Consider the following 17,421-nt stretch of genomic DNA (forward strand, 5'->3'; position numbering starts at 1 on the left):
CATTGCTTCTTCTTCCCTCTCCCCTGGACAGGGGAGAGGGTTAGCGAAGCTTGCCAGCCTGCTGGCTAGCGCAGCTTGGGTGAGGGGTTGAGCGAGCCCAAAGGCTCGCGCGCTCGCAAAGCGAGCGCCCACCCCTCACCCAGCTCCGACTAAGCCTTTGCTTTCGCAAAGACCAAGTCTGCGCAACCCTCTCCCCTCTACGAGGGGCGAGGGAAGGAAAGGCAATCCTGAATGGCGATCGGCGCTAGACCAGCTTCAGATCGCTCGCGCGGGTGCCGGGGAACAGGGTCGCCAGGCGTTCGCCCGACAGGCCGAACTGGTGGCCGACCAGCCCGCCGATCAACGCGCGGTAATCGGTCAGCACCGGCAGGTCGCGATTCTGGTTCAGCGTGGCGGCGGACAGCGCGACCTGATCGCCCGCCATCCGGCCGCCGGACACGCCGCCGCCCAGCACCCAATAGATACTGCCATGGCCGTGATCGGTGCCCCGATCGCCATTCTCGCGGAAGGTGCGGCCGAATTCGGACACCACGACGACCGTCGTCGTGCGCCATGCCTCGGGCCCGATCGCCTGCACGAATCCGGCCAGCCCGCGGCCCAGTTCGCCGATCCGGTCGGCCAGATAGCCGGTCGCGCCGCCCTGGTTCACATGCGTGTCCCAGCCGCCGACATCGACAAAGGCCAGGTTGAACCGATCGCGCATCAGCGTCCCGATCCGCTGAGCCGACAGGGCAAACCCCTTGGGCGACACCGCGCCGCGGCTGGCGGCCTTCATCTCCTGGTCGAGCGTCCGGTAAACGGTGTCGCGCACCGCAAAGCCTTCGCTGACCGAACGGGCGAGTTCGGGATGACCGGCATACATGCTCTGAATTAGTGCGGCCTGGCGCTGGTCGATCGGCTTGCCGACATTGGCGAGCGCAAGATTGGGGATCGGGTCCTCGCCGCCGCGAAAGCAGAGCGGCAGCTGGTCGGTGAAGGCGATCGGCCGCTCGCCCGTGCCGAGGATATCCGCCAGCCGCGCCATGAAGCCCGAGCCATAATCGCGATGCCCGCCGACCGGCTGGCCCAGCTCGATCGTGTCCTGGGTCTCGAAATGGCTGCGGCTCATATCGTCGGTGCCCGCGAACGGCACGAAGGCGATCTGTCGCGCCTGCCATAGCGGCAGGATCGTGTCCTTCAGCGCCGGGTGGAGCGCCCAGTCGGCGTCCAGCGGCAGCGGCGCATGGGGATCGGCCGGATCGGGCCGCGCCAGCGCGATCGTCGGGCGCGACTGGCGATAGAAGTCGCTGCCGCTGGGGCTGATGATGTTCACCGCGTCATAGGCGCCGCGCAGGAACACGACCAGCAAGCGGCTGCCCGCCTGCGGCGCGGCGAAGGCGCGGCCCGCGACGACCATCGGCGCCATGGCGGCGGCACCCTTCAACAGATCGCGGCGATGCAGGGGTGGGATCGTCATGCCATCCTCCTATCGATGCATGAATTCGGGCGAGGAGAAATAGAGCGCGTTCCATTCGGCGGGCGAGCGTGCCTGCGCCAGCGCGGCCAGGGTCGGCTTGCCCAGCGTCGCCATCCGCGCGGTCAGGACGGGCGAATCCTTCAGTATGGGCGGCGGGGCCGGTGGCGGCGGGGTGCCGGGTGCGGCGTCGGGCGACTGGAACAGCCGCGCCGCGCCGCCGCCGATCTGGCGTGCGATATCGAACCGCGTCGCCATCTGCCCCGGTGCCGACCAGCCCGCGCTGGTCAGGTCATAGCCGTCGGGGGTCTCATGATCGTACAGCCCTTCGCCCATCTGGCGGATCCAGCCGACGACCGGCTGCGGATTGGCGATCACCCGGTCGCCATAGGCCAGCCGGACGGCCGACAGCGTATAGTCGACCGGATCCTTGAACCCCCGGCCAGACGCCGCCGCGAATTCGCGCGACCGGATCATCGTCTTCAGGACGGCGGCAATGTCGCCATGCGTCCGTCGAAAGGTCGCCGCCATCCGTTCGACCAAAGCGGGCGGGGGCGTGTCGCCGGTGAAATAGGTCGCCATCTTCTGCGCGATGTGATGCGCGGTCGCCGGGCTGTCGGCGATCAGGTCGAGCGCCTGCTCCACCTCGGCAAAGCCCGATCCTTTGATCTCATGGCCCAGGAAATGCTTGGTCCCGAAATCGTGGCGGGCCGGGTTGAACTCGAACAGCCCGGCCCGGAGATAGAGCGGCTGGAGCTCGGGCTTCAGCCTGGGGGCATCGGGTTTCTGGTCGACGCCGACCCCGGTCAGGATGCGCGCCAGTTCCTGCACATCGGCCTGGGTATAGCCCGAGCCGACGCCCATGGAGTGAAGTTCCATGATCTCGCGCGCGTAATTCTCGTTGATCTTGCCACGCGCATTCTGGTCATTGTCCAGATAGCGCAGCATCGCCGGATGGCGCAGCGTCGCCTCCAGCAGGTCGCGGAACCGGCCCAGCGCATGGGCGCGGATCGTGTCCTCATAATCGCCGACCATCGCCCGAATGTCGCGCTTGCCCGCCTGGACGTTGAAATGGTTGAACCAGAACCAGGTCATCCGCTCGCGCAACGGATCGGGCGCATAGAGGGCGCGCAGCACGAAACGCTGCCGCGCCTCGTCGGCGAGCGCATTCATCGCCTTTTGATAGACCTCGCGCGCGGCCTTTTTGCGGTCGGGATCGGTCAGCAGATTGGCGTCACGTTGCAGCGCGTCGGTCTCGACGACCAGCGCGGCGACGGGTTCCTTCGAGATACGCATGGCATCGATCTGCGCCTGCACCGCCGGGGGGAGGGGGGCGGGGGACGGATCCAACTGTCCGCGCAGCCAGGTGTCGCTGCCCGGCGCCGGGCCCGTATCGGGCGCGGCCGACGGGCCCCAGCCGAGCCGCTCGGCCCAGGCTGCGTCGCGCGCCGGATCGGCGGCATGGGCCGGGATCGCGGTCATCAGGACCGGGGCTATCATCAACAGGCTCGCGGTTCGCGTCATGCACCGCTTCTTCCGTTCCCGCCACACGCCGACGCGGCGCAGGCTTCATCGGAGGGTAAAGTGGCGGATGATGGCTGAACCCCGCCTTGCCCCGAGATGAAAAGGGCGTCAGCGGCCGGACACTTTTTCCTCCCCTGTAAGGGGAGGAATGAGATGTCATTGCGGCAGCGTGCAGCCGACCGGCTGGGTCACCGGGTTGCAGCGTTCCATCACCCCGCCGGGCAGGGTGACGGTGAAGCCCTTGCTCCAGGGGCGACGCGGCGCGCCGGGATAATAGTCGGTCGACACCGCCTGCGCGCCGCTGTCGATCGCGGCCTGCTGGCGACCATGGTCGTTCGACCGCGCCTCGACCGTGTCGGCGTCGGTGCGGGTGCGGACGATGAAGCCCTGCTTCACCCATTCGCGAATCTTCGCGCCATCGGTGCGCGGATCGCCGACGATCTCGACCGAAGCCTCGGGCTGGTCGGTGTCGTACCAGCCGAAGATCGCCCGCCCCTTCAGCGAGGGATGCCCGGCGCGATAGCGGTCGGACACGTCGCTGGTGGTGTCGAGCACGAAATAGATCTTGCCGCGCGCCTGCTCCAGCGTCGGCCAGCCCTTGGTGGTCACCGCCTCGCGCAGCGTGGCCGCATTCCCGCGGACATCGTCCGGCGTGATGATCCGCTCCGGCTTCAGCACGTCGCGAATCTCGCCGTCCAGCGCATCGAGCAGCGGCGCGGTCAGCGGGAGGGGATCGGTGACGCCGGGCTTGTTGATCGGCCGGTCGGCGGCGTTGATCGTGACCATGATCGGCAGGTGGCGCGGATGCGCGCGCGACCAGGCGTCGATCTGGCCGATGCACTGCTTGAAGGTGCCGCAGGAGCGGTAATCGACTTCCGGAATATGGAAGACCTTGAAGCCCGGCTTCATCATCGCAGACATGTCGAAGCCGGTCCGCTCGCCCGCCGCACGCGCCAGTTTCTCGCCCATCGGATGCGCGAAGCGGCCCCCTTCGGGATCGGCGAAGATGTCGATCTCCAGCTGGCGCACGCCCCGGTCGAGCTGCTGCGCCAGCGTCAGATGGTCATAGTCGAGCGCGGCGGCGAGTTTGGGGTCGCGGCGTTCGAGTTCGGCGAAGCCGGCGGGCGCGATCCGCTGCTTGTAGCTGTTGTGCGATCCGACGACCTGGATGTCGTTCATCCGAAGCGGCCGCTGCGGCGCCGGGGCGGCGGCGGTCGCGAGGACCGCCGCCAGGGTGAGGATGCGCTTCATCAGAATTCCGCCCGCACGCCGAACAGGATCGTCCGGCCATAATAGTTGATCTCGCCGAAGCGCAGGCTGTTGTCGTTATAGGTATCCTGATGCGCGCCCGCGATGTTGATGCCTTCCAGGCTGAGCGTCAGATTGTCGGCGGCGCGCACCGACAGCTGGCCGTCGAGCGAACCGAAGGCCGCGACATAGGTCGGCGCCTGCACCGTGCTGCCCGTGCTCGACAGATATTTGTCGCGCCAGACATAGGAGAGGCGCGCCGACAGCGGCCCCTTGTCGTAGAAGCCGACCAGGTTGAAGCTGTTCTTTGACAGGCCGATCAGCTGGTCCTTGATGGTGCGCGAACCGGCGGTGTAGTCGGCCTTCACTTCCGTATGGGTATAGGAGCCCTGCACGCCGAAGCCGTCGAACGGCTGGGGCAGGAAGGTGAAGACCTGACTGTACGCGGCTTCGGCACCATAGACCTTGGCATTGCCGCCATTGACCGAGCTGGACAGGCGGACGGTGCCGCGACCCGGAATGTTGATCTCGGTATTCGACTGGGTGATGTAATCGTCCATCGCCTTGTAGAAGACCGCGCCCGACAGCATCCCCGACGGTGCGAAATACCATTCCAGCGATCCGTCGAACTGGGTCGCGAGGAATGGCACCAGCTGCGGGTTGCCGCCGCTGGCGGTGGCCGCGTCGGTCGACACGGTGATGCGCGGGGCGGTGTCGGTGACGTTGGGGCGGGTCAGCACCCGGCTGGCGGCCAGGCGACCGACCAGCTTGGGCGTCAGGTCGGCGCGCAGGTTGAAGCTGGGGAGGACGTTGTTGAACGTCTTCGGGTAGCTGACCGGCGTGGCGGTGTTGCCGCTGGTCAGCGTGCCGCTCGCCACCTGATCGGTGTGGACATAGCGGACGCCCAGATTGCCGGTGACGGGCACCGAACCGGCGTCGAACTGGTAATCGGCGCGGACATAGGCGGCGGCGATCTTTTCCGAGACGACGAAGGACGAGCGCAGGTCGCCATTGGTCAGCGGCTGGCCCTGGATGGCGGGGGTGAAGAAATTGCCGACATAGGCGTCGGTCACCGGCACCAGCCAGTTGCGGAAGGCATTGCCCGACACGCCCGACAGGAAATCGCCGTACGGCACCTGCTGATAGGCGCCCGCGCCCAGGCTGGTCAGCGGCTGGTTGGTCGCGGTGTCGATCAGGTAATCGCGGCGGAAATAGTCGCGCTTGCGCCAGTGATATTCGCCGCCCGCCGCCAGCTTCGACAGGAAGCCGTCGAAATCATGCCCGATGTCCAGGCGCGAGTAGAAGTCCCAGTCCTTGCTGTCCTTGGGCGCGATGTTGAACTGGTACAGCTTGTAATTGGCGGGGTTGGTGACGTCGACTGGCGTGGTGAAGGTCGGCATGTTCTGATAGCCGCGGCTGGCGTCATAGCTTAGCGGCGCGATGAAATAGGCGCGGCTGCGCACCGTGCCGGTCTTGTAGTCGGGGTGATAGCTGTGCGCGGCCGACCAGTTGACGTTGGCGGTGACGTGCCAGCGATCCGGGTTCCACGTCTGCTTCAGCCCGATGGTGATCAGGTCGTGGCGGTTGAGGCTGTATTCGCGCGACGCCATGAAGCGGGCATTGGCGATGGTCGCCTTGGTGATCGTGTCGCCGACGACGGTATAGCCGGGCTGGAGCACGGTCGAGGGCTGCTTCAGGCCGCCGATCGTGACGTTGGCGTCGTCCGGATAGATGTCGAGGCCGAACTCGTCATAGGCGACGTCGAGCCGCGTCGCGACGACGTCGAGCGTCGTCTGAAGCTCGGGCGTGGGCTGCCACTGCGCCGAGACGATACCTGAGATACGCTTGCGATCCTCGATCTCGACGGTGGGGCGGGTGCGGGTCGGCGAATAGAGCCCCGCCGGGGCGCCGCCGCGCGCCGCATCGGTATAGCGGTTGAGCAGCCAGCCAAAATTCATGAAGCGGTCGTTGCGGACCGTCTTGGCCCAATATTGCGCGCCCGCCAGGATGCCGAAGGTGCCGTCGCTGTTCTTCGCGCTGGTCAGCACGGTGACGTTGGGGCGGACCTCCTTGGTCTGGCTGGTATAGGTGCCGCGCATGTTGATGGTCGTCTTGTTACCGACTTCCAGCGGGCGGAAGGTCTTGACGTCGATATTGCCGCCCAGCGCGCCCTCGCTCATGTCGGCGGTCGGGGTCTTCACCACGTCGATGCTGGAGGTGAACTCGGCAGGCAGCATCTCGAAGCGGAACTGGCGACCGGCCGCGCCGCCATTCTCGATCAGGTCGTTGAGCGCGATGGTGCGGCCGTTCATCAGCGTGTTCTGGAACTGCGGCCCCAGGCCACGGACGCTGACATACAGGCCCTCGCCGCGCGGGCGGGTGATGGCGACGCCGGGGACCAGCTGAAGCGCCTCGGCGACATTCTGGGTCGGGAACTTGCCGATATCGGTCGAGCTGATCGAGTCGACGCCGTAGGCGGCGCGGCGCTTGGTCTCGATGCCCGCCGCCAGGCTGCGCGCATAGGTGCCGTTGACGACGATCTCGTCATTCTGACCGGCGGCATCGCCGTCCTGCGCGGCCTGCGGCGCGGCGGCGGTGGTCGCGGCGGTTTCCTGCGCGGCGGCGGTCAGCGGGCCGGTCACGAGGATGAGCGAGGCCGAAGCCTTCAGCAGGCTGCGCAACGTAAGCATGATATGATTCCCCCATCGGCCTTGCTGCCGGTTCGGCGGCGGCGTTAGGAGGCGTGCATGTCAGCTTGACGAAAGGTTGATGACATTCCGGTGAAACGCGGTGAGTGGATCACCAAGCGATCACTTCCCGGTCATTTCGCCGCAGTCCGGCGCAGTGGCGATCCGCCCTATGGCGCCGGCTTCTGCGCGGGGTGGGGGGCTCCGCTGACCTGCGGCGAGATCCGGCCGATGGTGCGCGCGGTGCGGTCGGGATCGCGCAGCAGGATGCGGCCCGATTTCCACATCAGCTCGCCGTCGCGCCGCGCCTGCTGGATCATGCGGTTGACATGGACCGGGGTCAGGCCGAGCGCATCGGCCAGCATCTCCTGGGTCAGCGGCATCTCGAAACTGCCGCCCACGGTCAGCCCCGCCAGCGACAGCCGCTCGTAGATTTCGAGGAGGAAGTCGCCGATCCGCTCCTGCGCGTTCAGGCGGCCGAGCTGGACGACATGGCCGAGCAGATAGGCCTCCTCCAGCGCCTCGCCGATGGCATAGGCCTGGGCCAGTCCCGATCCGGGCGGCGCGGCGGGGGCGGGGCAGACCACGCATTCGGTGATCGCGACGACGGTGGCCGAGGCGAGGGGCATGGGATGATGCGCGCGCCCGATCACGTCGCCGGGCAGATAGAAGCTCATGAACTGCCGCCGCCCGTCGGGCAGGATGCGAACCCGCGCCGCCCAGCCCTGGAGCAGCAGCATCGGCTCGGCGACCGGGCGTCCGATCGTCAGGAAGGTGTGGCGGACCGGATAGCTGGTGGGATCGGCGGCGGCGCGGCGGAGCAGCGCCAGATCGGCCTCATCCAGCGGGGTGAGCGCCGACAATCGGCGGAGCGCCGCCGTCGACAGCGTGTCTTCGGGGGGCGGGATCATCGCTTCGGCGCGAAGGGAGGTCGAAGTCATGCGCATCCTTTGTCGGGTATCAGCGCCCCGATCGCGCGGATGACGCGATCGGCGTGGAATGGCTTGGCGACGATCGACGCGGACCGATAGGGGGCGGGGAGCGCCCATTCGTCATAGCCGGTGAGAAAGGCCCAGGGCACGTCGCGCGCCGACAGCCGGTCGGCGATGGCGAAGGCGCGCGATCCGGCCAGGTTGACGTCGAGCACGGCGGCGTCGAGCGCCTCGTTCTCGGCGAGCGCCAGCCCCTGTTCGAGGGTCGCGACCGGGCCGATCACGATCGCATCCGCCGCACGCAACGCCCGCTCCAGGTCGCGGGCGATGAAATATTCGTCCTCGACCACGAGGATCCGTTTCTCGGCGAGTGGCGAATGGCTCATCCCTCGGCGCTCCGGTTCGATAGCCCGGCATCGTCGCCCGGCAAAGGCAGCGACATCACACACAGGACACCGCCGCCGCGAAATTCCAGACTGGTCCGCGCGCCCAGCCCATAGGGCAGCGCCTCGCGGATCAGCTCGGTCCCGAATCCCTGGCGTACAGGCGGGACCGGCATCGCTGGTACACCCGTTTCATCCCATTTTACAATCAGTTCGCATTTGCGGTCTGATTTAGGTTCGATTTTCCATGTAATCGACAGCCGCCCGCCCGCATGGCGCAGCGCCCCGTATTTGAGTGCGTTGGTCGTCAATTCGTGAATCGCGAGCCCGACCGACTCGGCGGTATCGGCGGCCAGCGCCACGTCCGGCCCCCCGATCGCGAGCCGCTCGTCCTCGATCGCGCCCACCCCCAGCAGCTCGTCGCGGATCAGGTTTTCCAGGTCGACCCGGCCCGACCGCGTCTGCGTCGCCACCACCTGGGTGCGCGCCAGCGAGTCGAGGCGGCCGCGGAAATGGTCCGAAATCTCGTCGATCGGGCCGCCGCTCTCGACCGTGCGGGTGAAGATCGAACGGACGATGGTCAGGATGTTGCGCACCCGGTGCTGCAACTCGGCCACCAGCGTCTCCTGCCGTTCGCGCAGGCGGCGCAGGTCGTCGATGTCGGTCGAGGTGCCGAACCATTCGACGACCGCGCCATGATCGTCATGGACCGGGGTCGCGCGGGTCTTGAACCAGCGATAGCGCCCGCTCTGTCCCTGGCGCAGCCGTCCCTCCATCGCCAGGTCGCCGCGATCGCTGGCCTCGGCCCAGAAGCGCCGCGCCGCCTCGCGATCGTCGGGATGGACCGCGACCAGCCAGCCATGGCCCAGGCTCTCCTCGACCGACAGGCCGGTCATCGCGACCCATTGCGGGCTGGCCCAGGTCCATTGCCCGTCGCGCGTCGCGGTCCAGACCAGTTGCGGAATCCCGCCGATCAGGGTCAGCAGCCGCCGCTGGCTGGCGCGCGAGGCGACCTCGGCCCGCTTGCGCAGCAGCGCCTGGACGATGGCGGGGGCCAGTTCCTCGGCGATGGCGCGCTCGCGCTCGGTAAAGCCGGTCGGGTGGTTGCCCAGCGCGAACATCGCGAAGGTCTCGCCGTCGCGGCGCAGCGGCACCCCCAGGAAATTGTGCAGCGCCGGATGCCCGTCGGGCAGGCCGATCCGCGACGGATGGCTGGTCGGGTCGTTCACGATCAGGCTGCGGTCCTGAAGGATGACCTGTCCGAAAATGCCGTGGATCTTCATGCCGTTGGGCAATTGCCGCTGGCTGAAATCGGGATCGTCGCCGCTATAGGAGCGCCAGCCGCGCTCGCTGATCGCGATATGGTCCAGCCGGTCGTGCGAGGTGCGACGCTCGCCGAAGAAGCTGAACGCCGCGCCGGTCAGGTCCTCGGCCACCTCCAGGCACAGCCGGCCCAGTTCCTCCTCGGTCGAGGCGCGCAACGCTTCCTGGAGGATGCGGTTGATCCCGGCCAGCACATGCGCGTCACGCGACATCGATCCCGGCGGCGAGGCCGGCGGCCATGCATGTCCGTCGAGAGGGGCCAGATCGGTCATCGTCCAAAAAATCCTGAATGTCCCGAACGATCCCGGCCGGGCTGGGCTCCCCGGTACACACGATTTCGGAGCAAGTGGCAAATGCGGGGAGGGGGAGCTATGACCCGGCCCGTCTGCAACTGCTGGCCCTGTCCATGTCCCGTCCGATGCTGCCCCTTCGCCTTGTCATCCGGCCCGTCGCGATCCTCGCGGCGATGCTGACGATGATTGCCATGCCGGCGCTGGCGGCGCCGATCGCCGCGCAGGGCGACCCGATGACGGTGGCGACGGCGCGCATCGTCCAGGCCGAACAGGATGTCCGCGCGGTCGACCAGGGGCTCGACGCGCAGCTCGACGACGACGCCCGCCAGGACCTGCGCGACAAGGCGCAGGGCGCGCAGGACGCGACGACCCAGGCGGTGAACGCGCTGACCGAGCAGCTGGCGCTGGTCAATGCCCGGATCACCGGGCTGGGCGCGGTGACGCCGGGCGAGGTCGAGGCGCCCGAGCTGCGCGCCCAGCGCAAGAGCCTGAACGCGCTGCGCTCGACCCTGGATGCCGCGATCAAGCGTGGACGGCTGGCCGGGGTCGAGGCGGGGCAGCTGATCGACGAGATCGACCGCAGCAAGGCCGAACAGTTCAGCCAGAAACTATCCTCCAAGGTGCCGTCGCCGCTCAGCCCCAGCTTCTGGAAGGTCGTGCTGGACCAGACGCCGCGCGACCTGCGCCGGGTCGCGCTGTTCCTGCAACAGGGGCATGAACAGATTGCGCGCCAGTGGCGCGGCGGCATCCCCTGGCATGCGATGCTGGGCTTCGCGCTCGCCGTCATCCTGCTCGGCCCCGTTCGGCTGGGCGCCCACCGGCTGGCGCAGCGGCGGCTGATCGCGGAGGCCCCGCCCAGCCGGGTGCGGCGTTCGGCCAACACCTTCTGGCGGGTCGCGGTGGGGACGCTGAGCCCGCTGATGGCGGCGTTCGTGTTCGTGCAGGGGCTGCGCTGGTCGGGGCTGTTGCCGGAACGCTGGACCGGGCTGCTCGACGGGTTCGTCTTCGCCTCGGGCGTGGGCGGCTTCACCGCGGCGGTGACGGGGGCGATCCTGATGCGCAGCCAGCCGTCCTGGCGGATCGCGCCGATCGACGACGAGACCGCCACCCGCCTGCGTCCGCTATCCTGGTTGCTGACGCTGATGACCTTCACCACCGCGATGGTCGCGTCGTTCGAGGGCGCGATCGGCAGCAGCCGCAGCGCGGTGATCGCGACCCAGGCGGTCGAGGCGCTGCTCCACCTGATGCTGATCGCGGCGACGCTGGTCGTGCTGGGACGACTGCGCGCCGCCCGCGCCGAACGCGAGGACAGCACCAGCGCGGGGGTCAGCGCGGGGTTGAGCGTCGTCACGCTGCTCGCCTGGATCGCGGTGGCGGTCGCCGGGCTGGCGCTGGCCATCGGCTATATCTGGTTCAGCTGGTTTGTCGCGGTGATGATCGGCTGGACCGTGCTGCTCGGCTCGGCCCTGTACCTGATGCTGGTCGCCGCCGACGACATCGCCACCAGCGTCTTCGTGCGCGACAGCAAGGTCGGCGTCACCCTGACCCGCGCGCTGGGCGTGCGCGGCAGCATGGTCGACCAGTTCGGCCTGGCCCTGTCGGGCATCCTGCGGCTGGTGCTGGTGCTGGTGGCGCTGGGCGTACTGCTGCGGCCATTCGGGGCGAGCGGCGATCCGGGGGCGATCTTCGACCAGCTGGCGCTGTTCACCGACGGGATCAAGGTCGGCAATGTCTGGATCTCGCCGGGGGCGATCCTGCGCGGGCTGGCGGTGCTGTTCGTCGGGCTGGGGCTGGTGCGCGTCTTCATGCGCTGGCTGGAGCATCGTTACCTGCCCGCGACCGACCTCGACGGATCGGGGCGCAATTCGGTCAGCCTGGTCGCGCGCTATATCGGCATCGCGCTGGCGGTGATCTGGGCGCTGGCGTCGCTGGGCATCGGGGTGGAGCGGATCGCGCTGCTGCTGTCGGCATTGTCGGTCGGCATCGGTTTCGGCCTTCAGGCGATCACCCAGAATTTCGTCTCGGGCCTGATCCTGCTCGCCGAGCGGCCGATCAAGATCGGCGACCTGATCCGCGTCGGCACCGATGAGGGCGACGTCAAGCGGATCAGCGTGCGGTCGACCGAGATCGAGCTGGCCGACCATTCCACCCTGATCGTCCCCAATTCCGAGTTGATCACCAAGTCGGTGCTCAACAAGACGCTGGCCGGGCCGCTGGGGCGGATCCAGATCCAGTTCTCGGTCCCGATCGAGGAGGATGCGGATGCGGTCCGCGCCATCGTGCTCGACTGTTTCGCCGCCGAGGCGGCGGTGCTGGCCGACCCGGCGCCCAAGGCCTTTATCGATTCGATCGTCGACGGACGCATCCATTTCAACTGCTTTGCGCATGTGGAAAGTCCGCGCGCGGCCTATGGTACGCGCAGCGCGGTCCTCTTCGCGCTCCTGGCGGCGCTCCGCGCCCGGGGGATCGAGATCGGCACCCTGCCGCAGAAGATGGAACTGGTCCGCCATGGCGGAACGGCGACCCCGCCCGCCCCGCCCACGCCGTCACGGGCCGGTCCAGATGAAACGAAAATGAATTGAGGAAGTATGGGCTGGTCATGAAAAGGTAACACCAGCTTCGCGGAGCATCCCTATCCGCGCGGCCAGCGACGACCGGAAGGTCGGTCGGGGGATAGGGATAACAGACCATGAAGACCGATTTCATTCGCGCGACGCTGCTGGGCGGCACCGCGTTTCTGGCGATGGCGGCCGCACCCGCCTTTGCCGCCGACACCAAGCCCGCCGATCCGGCGCCCGCGGCCAAGCCCGCCGATCCCACCCCCGCGGCGGCCGATCCGGCGGACGAGCCGGGCCAGCTGAAGGAGATCGTGGTCACCGCCACCAAGCGCGAGACCAGCCTCCAGAAGACGCCGATCGCGATCTCGGTCCTCGACCCGACCGTCCTGAAGGACCGTCACGTCCAGAGCCTGCTCGACCTGGCCGACGGCACCGTGCCGTCGCTCCGCGTCGCCACCTTCGAGGCGCGCCAGTCGGCGCTGACCGTCGGCATCCGTGGCATCGTCCCCTTCGACCAGAACCAGACCGCGCGCGACACCGGCGTCGGCGTCTATATCGACGGCGTGTATCTGGGCCGTTCGCAGGGCCTGAACGCCGCGTTGTTCGACATCGAGCGCGTCGAGGTGCTGCGCGGGCCGCAGGGCACGCTGTTCGGCCGCAACACCGAGGGCGGCGCGCTGTCGATCGTCACCGCCAAGCCGACCGGCAAGTTCGGCGGCGCGGTGACCGCCGGCATCGGCAATTACGGCGCCTATAACAGCGCGGTGCACCTGAACCTGCCCGAGTGGCACAACATCTCGATCAAGCTGGACGGCGTGCTCCAGCACCAGAACGCGTTCGTGACCAACCCGCTGCCCGGCGCCGCCGGCTGGGGCTATTTCAACCGCGTCGGCGGCCATGCCGCCGCGCTGTGGAAGCCGGTCGACGGCTTCTCGGTCGAGCTGTCCTACGACCAGGCCAAGGACCAGAACACGCCCTTCTACAGCCAGCTGGTCAACTACAACCCCAAGGGCCTGCCGGTCGCGACGATCGCGCAGATCAACGCCAATGGCGGCAAGCTGCCCTCGGGCACCATCGCGCCGCTGTCGCCGCTGGTCGTGGTGTCGGGCGACAACCGCATGAAGGCCGCCGATATCGGCGTGCCGCAGGCGCTGAGCACCGACCGCACGCACGGCTTCTCGGCCAAGCTGAACTATGACGTCATGCCGGGCCTGGAGCTGCGTTCGATCACCGCATGGCGCGGCGTCGACACCGATCAGTGGGACAATTCGGGCGGCGCGCACCGCACCGTCTTCCTGCCGAACGGCAAGTTCAGCCGTTACAGCCTGTCGTTCATGCAGCAGCACCAGTTCAGCCAGGAATTCCAGGCGGTGGGCAGCCTGCCGCAGTTCGATTACGTTGCGGGCCTCTATTACTTCACCGAGAATGCGCGTGAAGTCGCCGCGACCCCGTCGACCAATCAGTGGAATGCCGACGGCTCGGGCTACACCATCCTGTCGCAGACCGCGCTGGGCACCATCACCTCGGGCAACCAGGGCTGGGCGCCGGGTTCGTTCTTCCTCCAGCGCGGCAGCTTCGCGCGCGCCTATAGCTATGCCGCCTTCGCGCAGGGCACCTATACCCCGGCGGGCTTCGATGCGTTCCACCTGACCGTCGGCGGTCGCTACACCCACGACAAGCGCAACGGCACGCTGTATCTGGTGCAGGGCAAGTCGACCAACTTCCCCTTCACCTTCGACAACAACCGGTTCGATCCGATGGTGACGGCGGCGTTCGACGCCAGCGACACGATCCATCTCTATGCCAAATACTCGACCGGCTACCGCGCGGGCGGCGCGAACGCGCGGTCGCAGACCTTCACCGCCTTCGGTCCCGAAGCCGTGAAGTCCTATGAGATCGGGTCGAAGATGGACCTGTTCCAGCACCGCGTCCGCCTGAACCTGGCCGGTTACATCATGGACCGCACGGGCACGCAGATCGACTTCGACAATGTCGACACCAACCCGTCGAGCCCGACCTACAACCTGCACACCGAGGAGACTCGCAACGCGCCGGGCACCTCCAAGATTCGCGGGATCGAGGCGGACCTGACCACCAACCCGGTCGAGGGCATGACGCTCGGCGCGTCCTATGCGTACACCTACACCAACGTACCGGCGACGCCGAACCCGTTCCTGAACAACGCGCTGACCCAGGTCTTCGTGGTGTTCACGCCGCGTAACGCCGCCTCGGCCTATGTCGATTACGAGGTGCCGCTGGCGGGTTCGGAGGCCAAGGTCCGCTTCCACCTGGACGGCAACTATGCCGACCCGGTCTACAGCTTTCAGAACGAGACGACGCGCACCGACAAGAGCTTCGTCATGAACGGCCGCATCGCGCTGGCCGATCTGCCGCTGACCGAGAACGGCACCAAGATGACCGTGTCGCTGTGGAGCCGCAACCTCCTCAACAACACCTATATCTACCGCCGTTCGGCCGCGAATGCGGCGACGCTGGGCGATTATGCGAACTTCAACCCGCCGCGCACCATCGGCCTGGAGGGCACGGTCCGCTTCTGATCCGTTCGATACCCTTACCCTCGACTATGGGGCCGTCCTTCGGGGCGGCCCCTTTTTTTGAAGTAGGGCCTAGGGCCGATCGGCATTCAGCGACGCCTTTCCGTCCCTCGCCCCTCGCAGAGGGGAGAGGGTTGCGCAGACTTGGCCTTTGCGAGAGCAAAGGCTTAGTCGGAGCTGGGTGAGGGGTGGATGCGCGAAGCGTGCGAGCCTTTGGGCTCGCTGTACCCCTCACCCAAGCTGCGCTAGCCAGCAGGCTGGCAAGCTTCGCTAACCCTCTCCCCTGTCCAGGGGAGAGGGAAAGAAGAGGCAATCTCGAATGTCGATCCGCCCTAGCGGCACCGGCCCGCGAGTTTCCAGACGCGCTCTCAGGCGATGGGCAACCACATCGACACGACCAGACCCGGTCCGGCATCGCCCAGCTCCAGCCGCCCGCGATGCAGCCGCGCGATGGCATCGACCAGCGGCAGCCCCAGGCCATGCCCCGCCTGCGCCCGCGAACCGTCCAGCCGCCCGAAGCGCCGCAGCGCCAGCGCCCGGTCCTCGGGGCGGATGCCGGGGCCGTCATCGGCGATGCGCAGCACCGGGCCGGGGTCCAGCCGGACGCGGATCGTGCCATGGGGTGCGCCATATTTTATCGCATTGCCGATCAGGTTGACCATCGCCTGGATCAGCAGCTGCCGGTCGCCGACGAACCCTGCCGGGCGCGCGGCGATCTCGACCGTCAGCCTGTGCCCGGCTTCCTCGGCGACCGGGATCATCATCGTCGCGCTATCCTCGACCAAGGCGGCCAGGTCGATCGCGGCAAAGCCCGCCTGGCGGTGGCCCGCCTCGATCTCGGCGATGCGCAGCAGCGCGGCGAACATGGCGAGCAGCGCGTCGCATTGCGCCAGCGCGGCGGTCGCCCGCCCGGCCTGGACGGGGTCGGCGGCGTCCTCGACCATCTCCGCCAGTTGCGCGCGCAGCCGCGACAACGGGGTGCGCAGGTCATGGGCGATGTCGTTGGACACGCCGCGCAATCCCTCCATCAGCTCGCCGATCCGGTCGAGCATCCGGTTGAAGGCGTCGGCCTGACGGTCGAACTCGTCCGCCGATCCGGTCACCGGGACGCGGTGGCGGACATTCCCTGCGATGATCGCATCGACGGTGCGGCGCAGATCGCGGATCCGCCGCCCGACCAGCAGCGAAAAGGCCAGCCCCCCGCCCAGCACGATCAGCACGATCGAGCCGAACCCGACCAGATAGATGCGCGTCCGCGTCGCGCGATAGCTGTCGAACGGTTCGGTCTCGACCGCCACGACCAGGCGGCGTCCCTCGCCCGCATCGCGGACCAGCGCGCGGCCATGCGACAGCCCGGCGATGCCGTCATGCTGGCGCAGGTTGGATCGCCCGATCGGCAGCGCGCGGCTGAGCGTGATGTTGCCGCCCAGCGTATGGCCGTCGGGGGCGATCAGCGACAGGCCGATATCGCCCGTATCCCGCTGTCGCGACAGGGCGGCGATGCGCGCCAGCAATATGGGGGTGGGGATCACCCCTTCGCCCGGATCGCGCTCCAGCACCAGATCGCCCGCAATGTCGATCCGGCGGTCGACCAGTTCCGCCACCGCGACCCGACTGGCCGCGAAAATCGATACGCCGGTGCCCAGCGTCGCGACCAGGAACAGCAGCAGGACGCCGATGGTCAGCCCGCGCAGCGACAGCCGCCGGATCGCGCGTTCGATCATGGCCGCATCGAATAGCCGATCCCGCGCACCGTCTCGATCGGGTCGCTGCCGCCCTGTTCGGTCAGCTTGATGCGCAGGCGGCGGATATAGACGTCGACGATGTTCGTCTCCGGCTCGAAATCATAGCCCCAGACCCGCTCGATCAGCATGGCGCGGGTCAGCACCTCGCCCGCATGGCGCGCCAGTTCGGCCAGCAGCTTCAGCTCCAGATTGGCCAGCGTCACCGGCTGTCCGCCGCGCCACGCGCGAAAGCTGGTCGGGCTGACCACGATGTCTCCGGCGCGGATCGTGTCGCTCTCGCTCGTCGTCCAGCGGCGGCCGCGCAGCACCGCGCCCAGCCGCGCGTTCAGCTCCTGCGCATCGACCGGCTTGACGACATAGTCGTCCGCCCCCGCCTCCAGCCCCTCGACCTTGTCCGAGGCCATGGACAAGGCGGTCAGCATGATGACCGGCACGGTGATCCCGCGCGCGCGCATCGTCTCCACCACCGACAGCCCGTCGAGCCGGGGCATCATCCGGTCGAGGATCACCGCGTCATATTGTTCGCGGTCGAGCGCGGCGAGCGCCTGTCGTCCGTCGCCGACATGCTCGACCCGGTGATCCAGCGCATGCAGCGCCCGGACCAGATGGTCCGCATATTCGACATCGTCCTCGACGAGGAGCAGGTGCAGGCTCATTCGAGTCTTTCCAAAAACCAGACGGGTTTTTGCCCTATCGAGCAAAATTGTGCTGGCAAGATCG

The 17,421-nt window shown here is 67.8% G+C and carries 11 protein-coding genes; 2 read left to right on the forward strand and 9 right to left on the reverse strand.

Annotation, left to right across the window (positions count from 1 at the left end; translation table 11 throughout):
• Positions 1-244: 244 nt before the first annotated feature.
• The 7 genes from ABIC44_RS10605 to ABIC44_RS10635 all read right to left on the reverse strand — a co-directional run bounded on the left by ABIC44_RS10605 (position 245) and on the right by ABIC44_RS10635 (position 9,822).
• Positions 245-1,456 carry a DUF1501 domain-containing protein gene (locus tag ABIC44_RS10605; protein WP_354295320.1) on the reverse strand — a complete coding sequence of 404 codons (1,212 nt, stop codon included), beginning with the start codon at positions 1,454-1,456 and terminating at the stop codon, positions 245-247.
• A gap of 9 nt (positions 1,457-1,465) precedes the next feature.
• Positions 1,466-2,977, reverse strand: coding sequence for a DUF1800 domain-containing protein (locus ABIC44_RS10610; RefSeq protein ID WP_354295321.1), 1,512 nt, complete (start codon positions 2,975-2,977; stop codon positions 1,466-1,468).
• Positions 2,978-3,133: 156 nt separating this feature from the next.
• Complete coding sequence (locus tag ABIC44_RS10615; protein ID WP_354295323.1) at positions 3,134-4,228, reverse strand: phosphatidylinositol-specific phospholipase C1-like protein; 1,095 nt, start codon at positions 4,226-4,228, stop codon at positions 3,134-3,136.
• Positions 4,228-6,915, reverse strand: coding sequence for a TonB-dependent receptor (locus ABIC44_RS10620; protein WP_354295325.1), 2,688 nt, complete (start codon positions 6,913-6,915; stop codon positions 4,228-4,230). The genes ABIC44_RS10615 and ABIC44_RS10620 overlap by 1 nt, the downstream gene beginning before the upstream one ends.
• Positions 6,916-7,082: 167 nt before the next feature.
• Positions 7,083-7,853 (reverse strand): Crp/Fnr family transcriptional regulator, encoded by a 771-nt coding sequence (locus ABIC44_RS10625; protein WP_354295327.1) that lies wholly within the window; start codon positions 7,851-7,853, stop codon positions 7,083-7,085.
• Positions 7,850-8,230, reverse strand: a complete 381-nt coding sequence (locus tag ABIC44_RS10630) for a response regulator (RefSeq protein WP_307101080.1) — start codon at positions 8,228-8,230, stop codon at positions 7,850-7,852. Before ABIC44_RS10630 ends, ABIC44_RS10625 begins: the two co-directional genes overlap by 4 nt.
• The gene (locus ABIC44_RS10635) at positions 8,227-9,822 is read right to left on the reverse strand and encodes a sensor histidine kinase (protein ID WP_354295329.1); all 1,596 of its coding nucleotides are present in this window, start codon (positions 9,820-9,822) and stop codon (positions 8,227-8,229) included. Before ABIC44_RS10635 ends, ABIC44_RS10630 begins: the two co-directional genes overlap by 4 nt.
• 134 nt (positions 9,823-9,956) lie before the next feature.
• Here ABIC44_RS10635 and ABIC44_RS10640 point away from each other — a divergent pair, with 134 nt between their 5' ends.
• Together ABIC44_RS10640 and ABIC44_RS10645 are read left to right on the forward strand one after the other, a co-directional pair.
• A complete protein-coding gene (locus ABIC44_RS10640) occupies positions 9,957-12,425 on the forward strand; it encodes a DUF3772 domain-containing protein (RefSeq protein WP_354295330.1) in 2,469 nt (822 codons plus the stop codon).
• Positions 12,426-12,532: 107 nt separating this feature from the next.
• A complete protein-coding gene (locus ABIC44_RS10645; protein WP_354295332.1) occupies positions 12,533-14,959 on the forward strand; it encodes a TonB-dependent receptor in 2,427 nt (808 codons plus the stop codon).
• A 365-nt stretch (positions 14,960-15,324) separates the two neighbouring features.
• On the opposite strand, the gene ABIC44_RS10650 is transcribed toward ABIC44_RS10645, so the two are convergent.
• Together ABIC44_RS10650 and ABIC44_RS10655 are read right to left on the reverse strand one after the other, a co-directional pair.
• Positions 15,325-16,680: a sensor histidine kinase gene (locus tag ABIC44_RS10650; RefSeq protein WP_354295333.1), complete on the reverse strand. Its 1,356-nt coding sequence runs from the start codon at positions 16,678-16,680 to the stop codon at positions 15,325-15,327.
• Positions 16,677-17,357, reverse strand: a complete 681-nt coding sequence (locus ABIC44_RS10655; RefSeq protein WP_307101071.1) for a response regulator transcription factor — start codon at positions 17,355-17,357, stop codon at positions 16,677-16,679. The genes ABIC44_RS10650 and ABIC44_RS10655 overlap by 4 nt, the downstream gene beginning before the upstream one ends.
• Between the last annotated feature and the right edge of the window lie 64 nt (positions 17,358-17,421).

Origin of the sequence: Sphingomonas sp. 1185, from assembly GCF_040544655.1 — a bacterium.
GTDB lineage: Bacteria > Pseudomonadota > Alphaproteobacteria > Sphingomonadales > Sphingomonadaceae > Sphingomonas.

Bases quoted from the DNA above. Each gene is read 5' to 3' on its own strand.
- ABIC44_RS10605 (WP_354295320.1), bottom strand. From the start codon at position 1,456: ATGACGATCCCACCCCTGCATCGCCGCGATCTGTTGAAGGGTGCCGCC.
- ABIC44_RS10610 (WP_354295321.1), bottom strand. From the start codon at position 2,977: ATGACGCGAACCGCGAGCCTGTTGATGATAGCCCCGGTCCTGATGACC.
- ABIC44_RS10615 (WP_354295323.1), bottom strand. From the start codon at position 4,228: ATGAAGCGCATCCTCACCCTGGCGGCGGTCCTCGCGACCGCCGCCGCC.
- ABIC44_RS10620 (WP_354295325.1), bottom strand. From the start codon at position 6,915: ATGCTTACGTTGCGCAGCCTGCTGAAGGCTTCGGCCTCGCTCATCCTC.
- ABIC44_RS10625 (WP_354295327.1), bottom strand. From the start codon at position 7,853: ATGACTTCGACCTCCCTTCGCGCCGAAGCGATGATCCCGCCCCCCGAA.
- ABIC44_RS10630 (WP_307101080.1), bottom strand. From the start codon at position 8,230: ATGAGCCATTCGCCACTCGCCGAGAAACGGATCCTCGTGGTCGAGGAC.
- ABIC44_RS10635 (WP_354295329.1), bottom strand. From the start codon at position 9,822: ATGACCGATCTGGCCCCTCTCGACGGACATGCATGGCCGCCGGCCTCG.
- ABIC44_RS10640 (WP_354295330.1), top strand. From the start codon at position 9,957: ATGTCCCGTCCGATGCTGCCCCTTCGCCTTGTCATCCGGCCCGTCGCG.
- ABIC44_RS10645 (WP_354295332.1), top strand. From the start codon at position 12,533: ATGAAGACCGATTTCATTCGCGCGACGCTGCTGGGCGGCACCGCGTTT.
- ABIC44_RS10650 (WP_354295333.1), bottom strand. From the start codon at position 16,680: ATGATCGAACGCGCGATCCGGCGGCTGTCGCTGCGCGGGCTGACCATC.
- ABIC44_RS10655 (WP_307101071.1), bottom strand. From the start codon at position 17,357: ATGAGCCTGCACCTGCTCCTCGTCGAGGACGATGTCGAATATGCGGAC.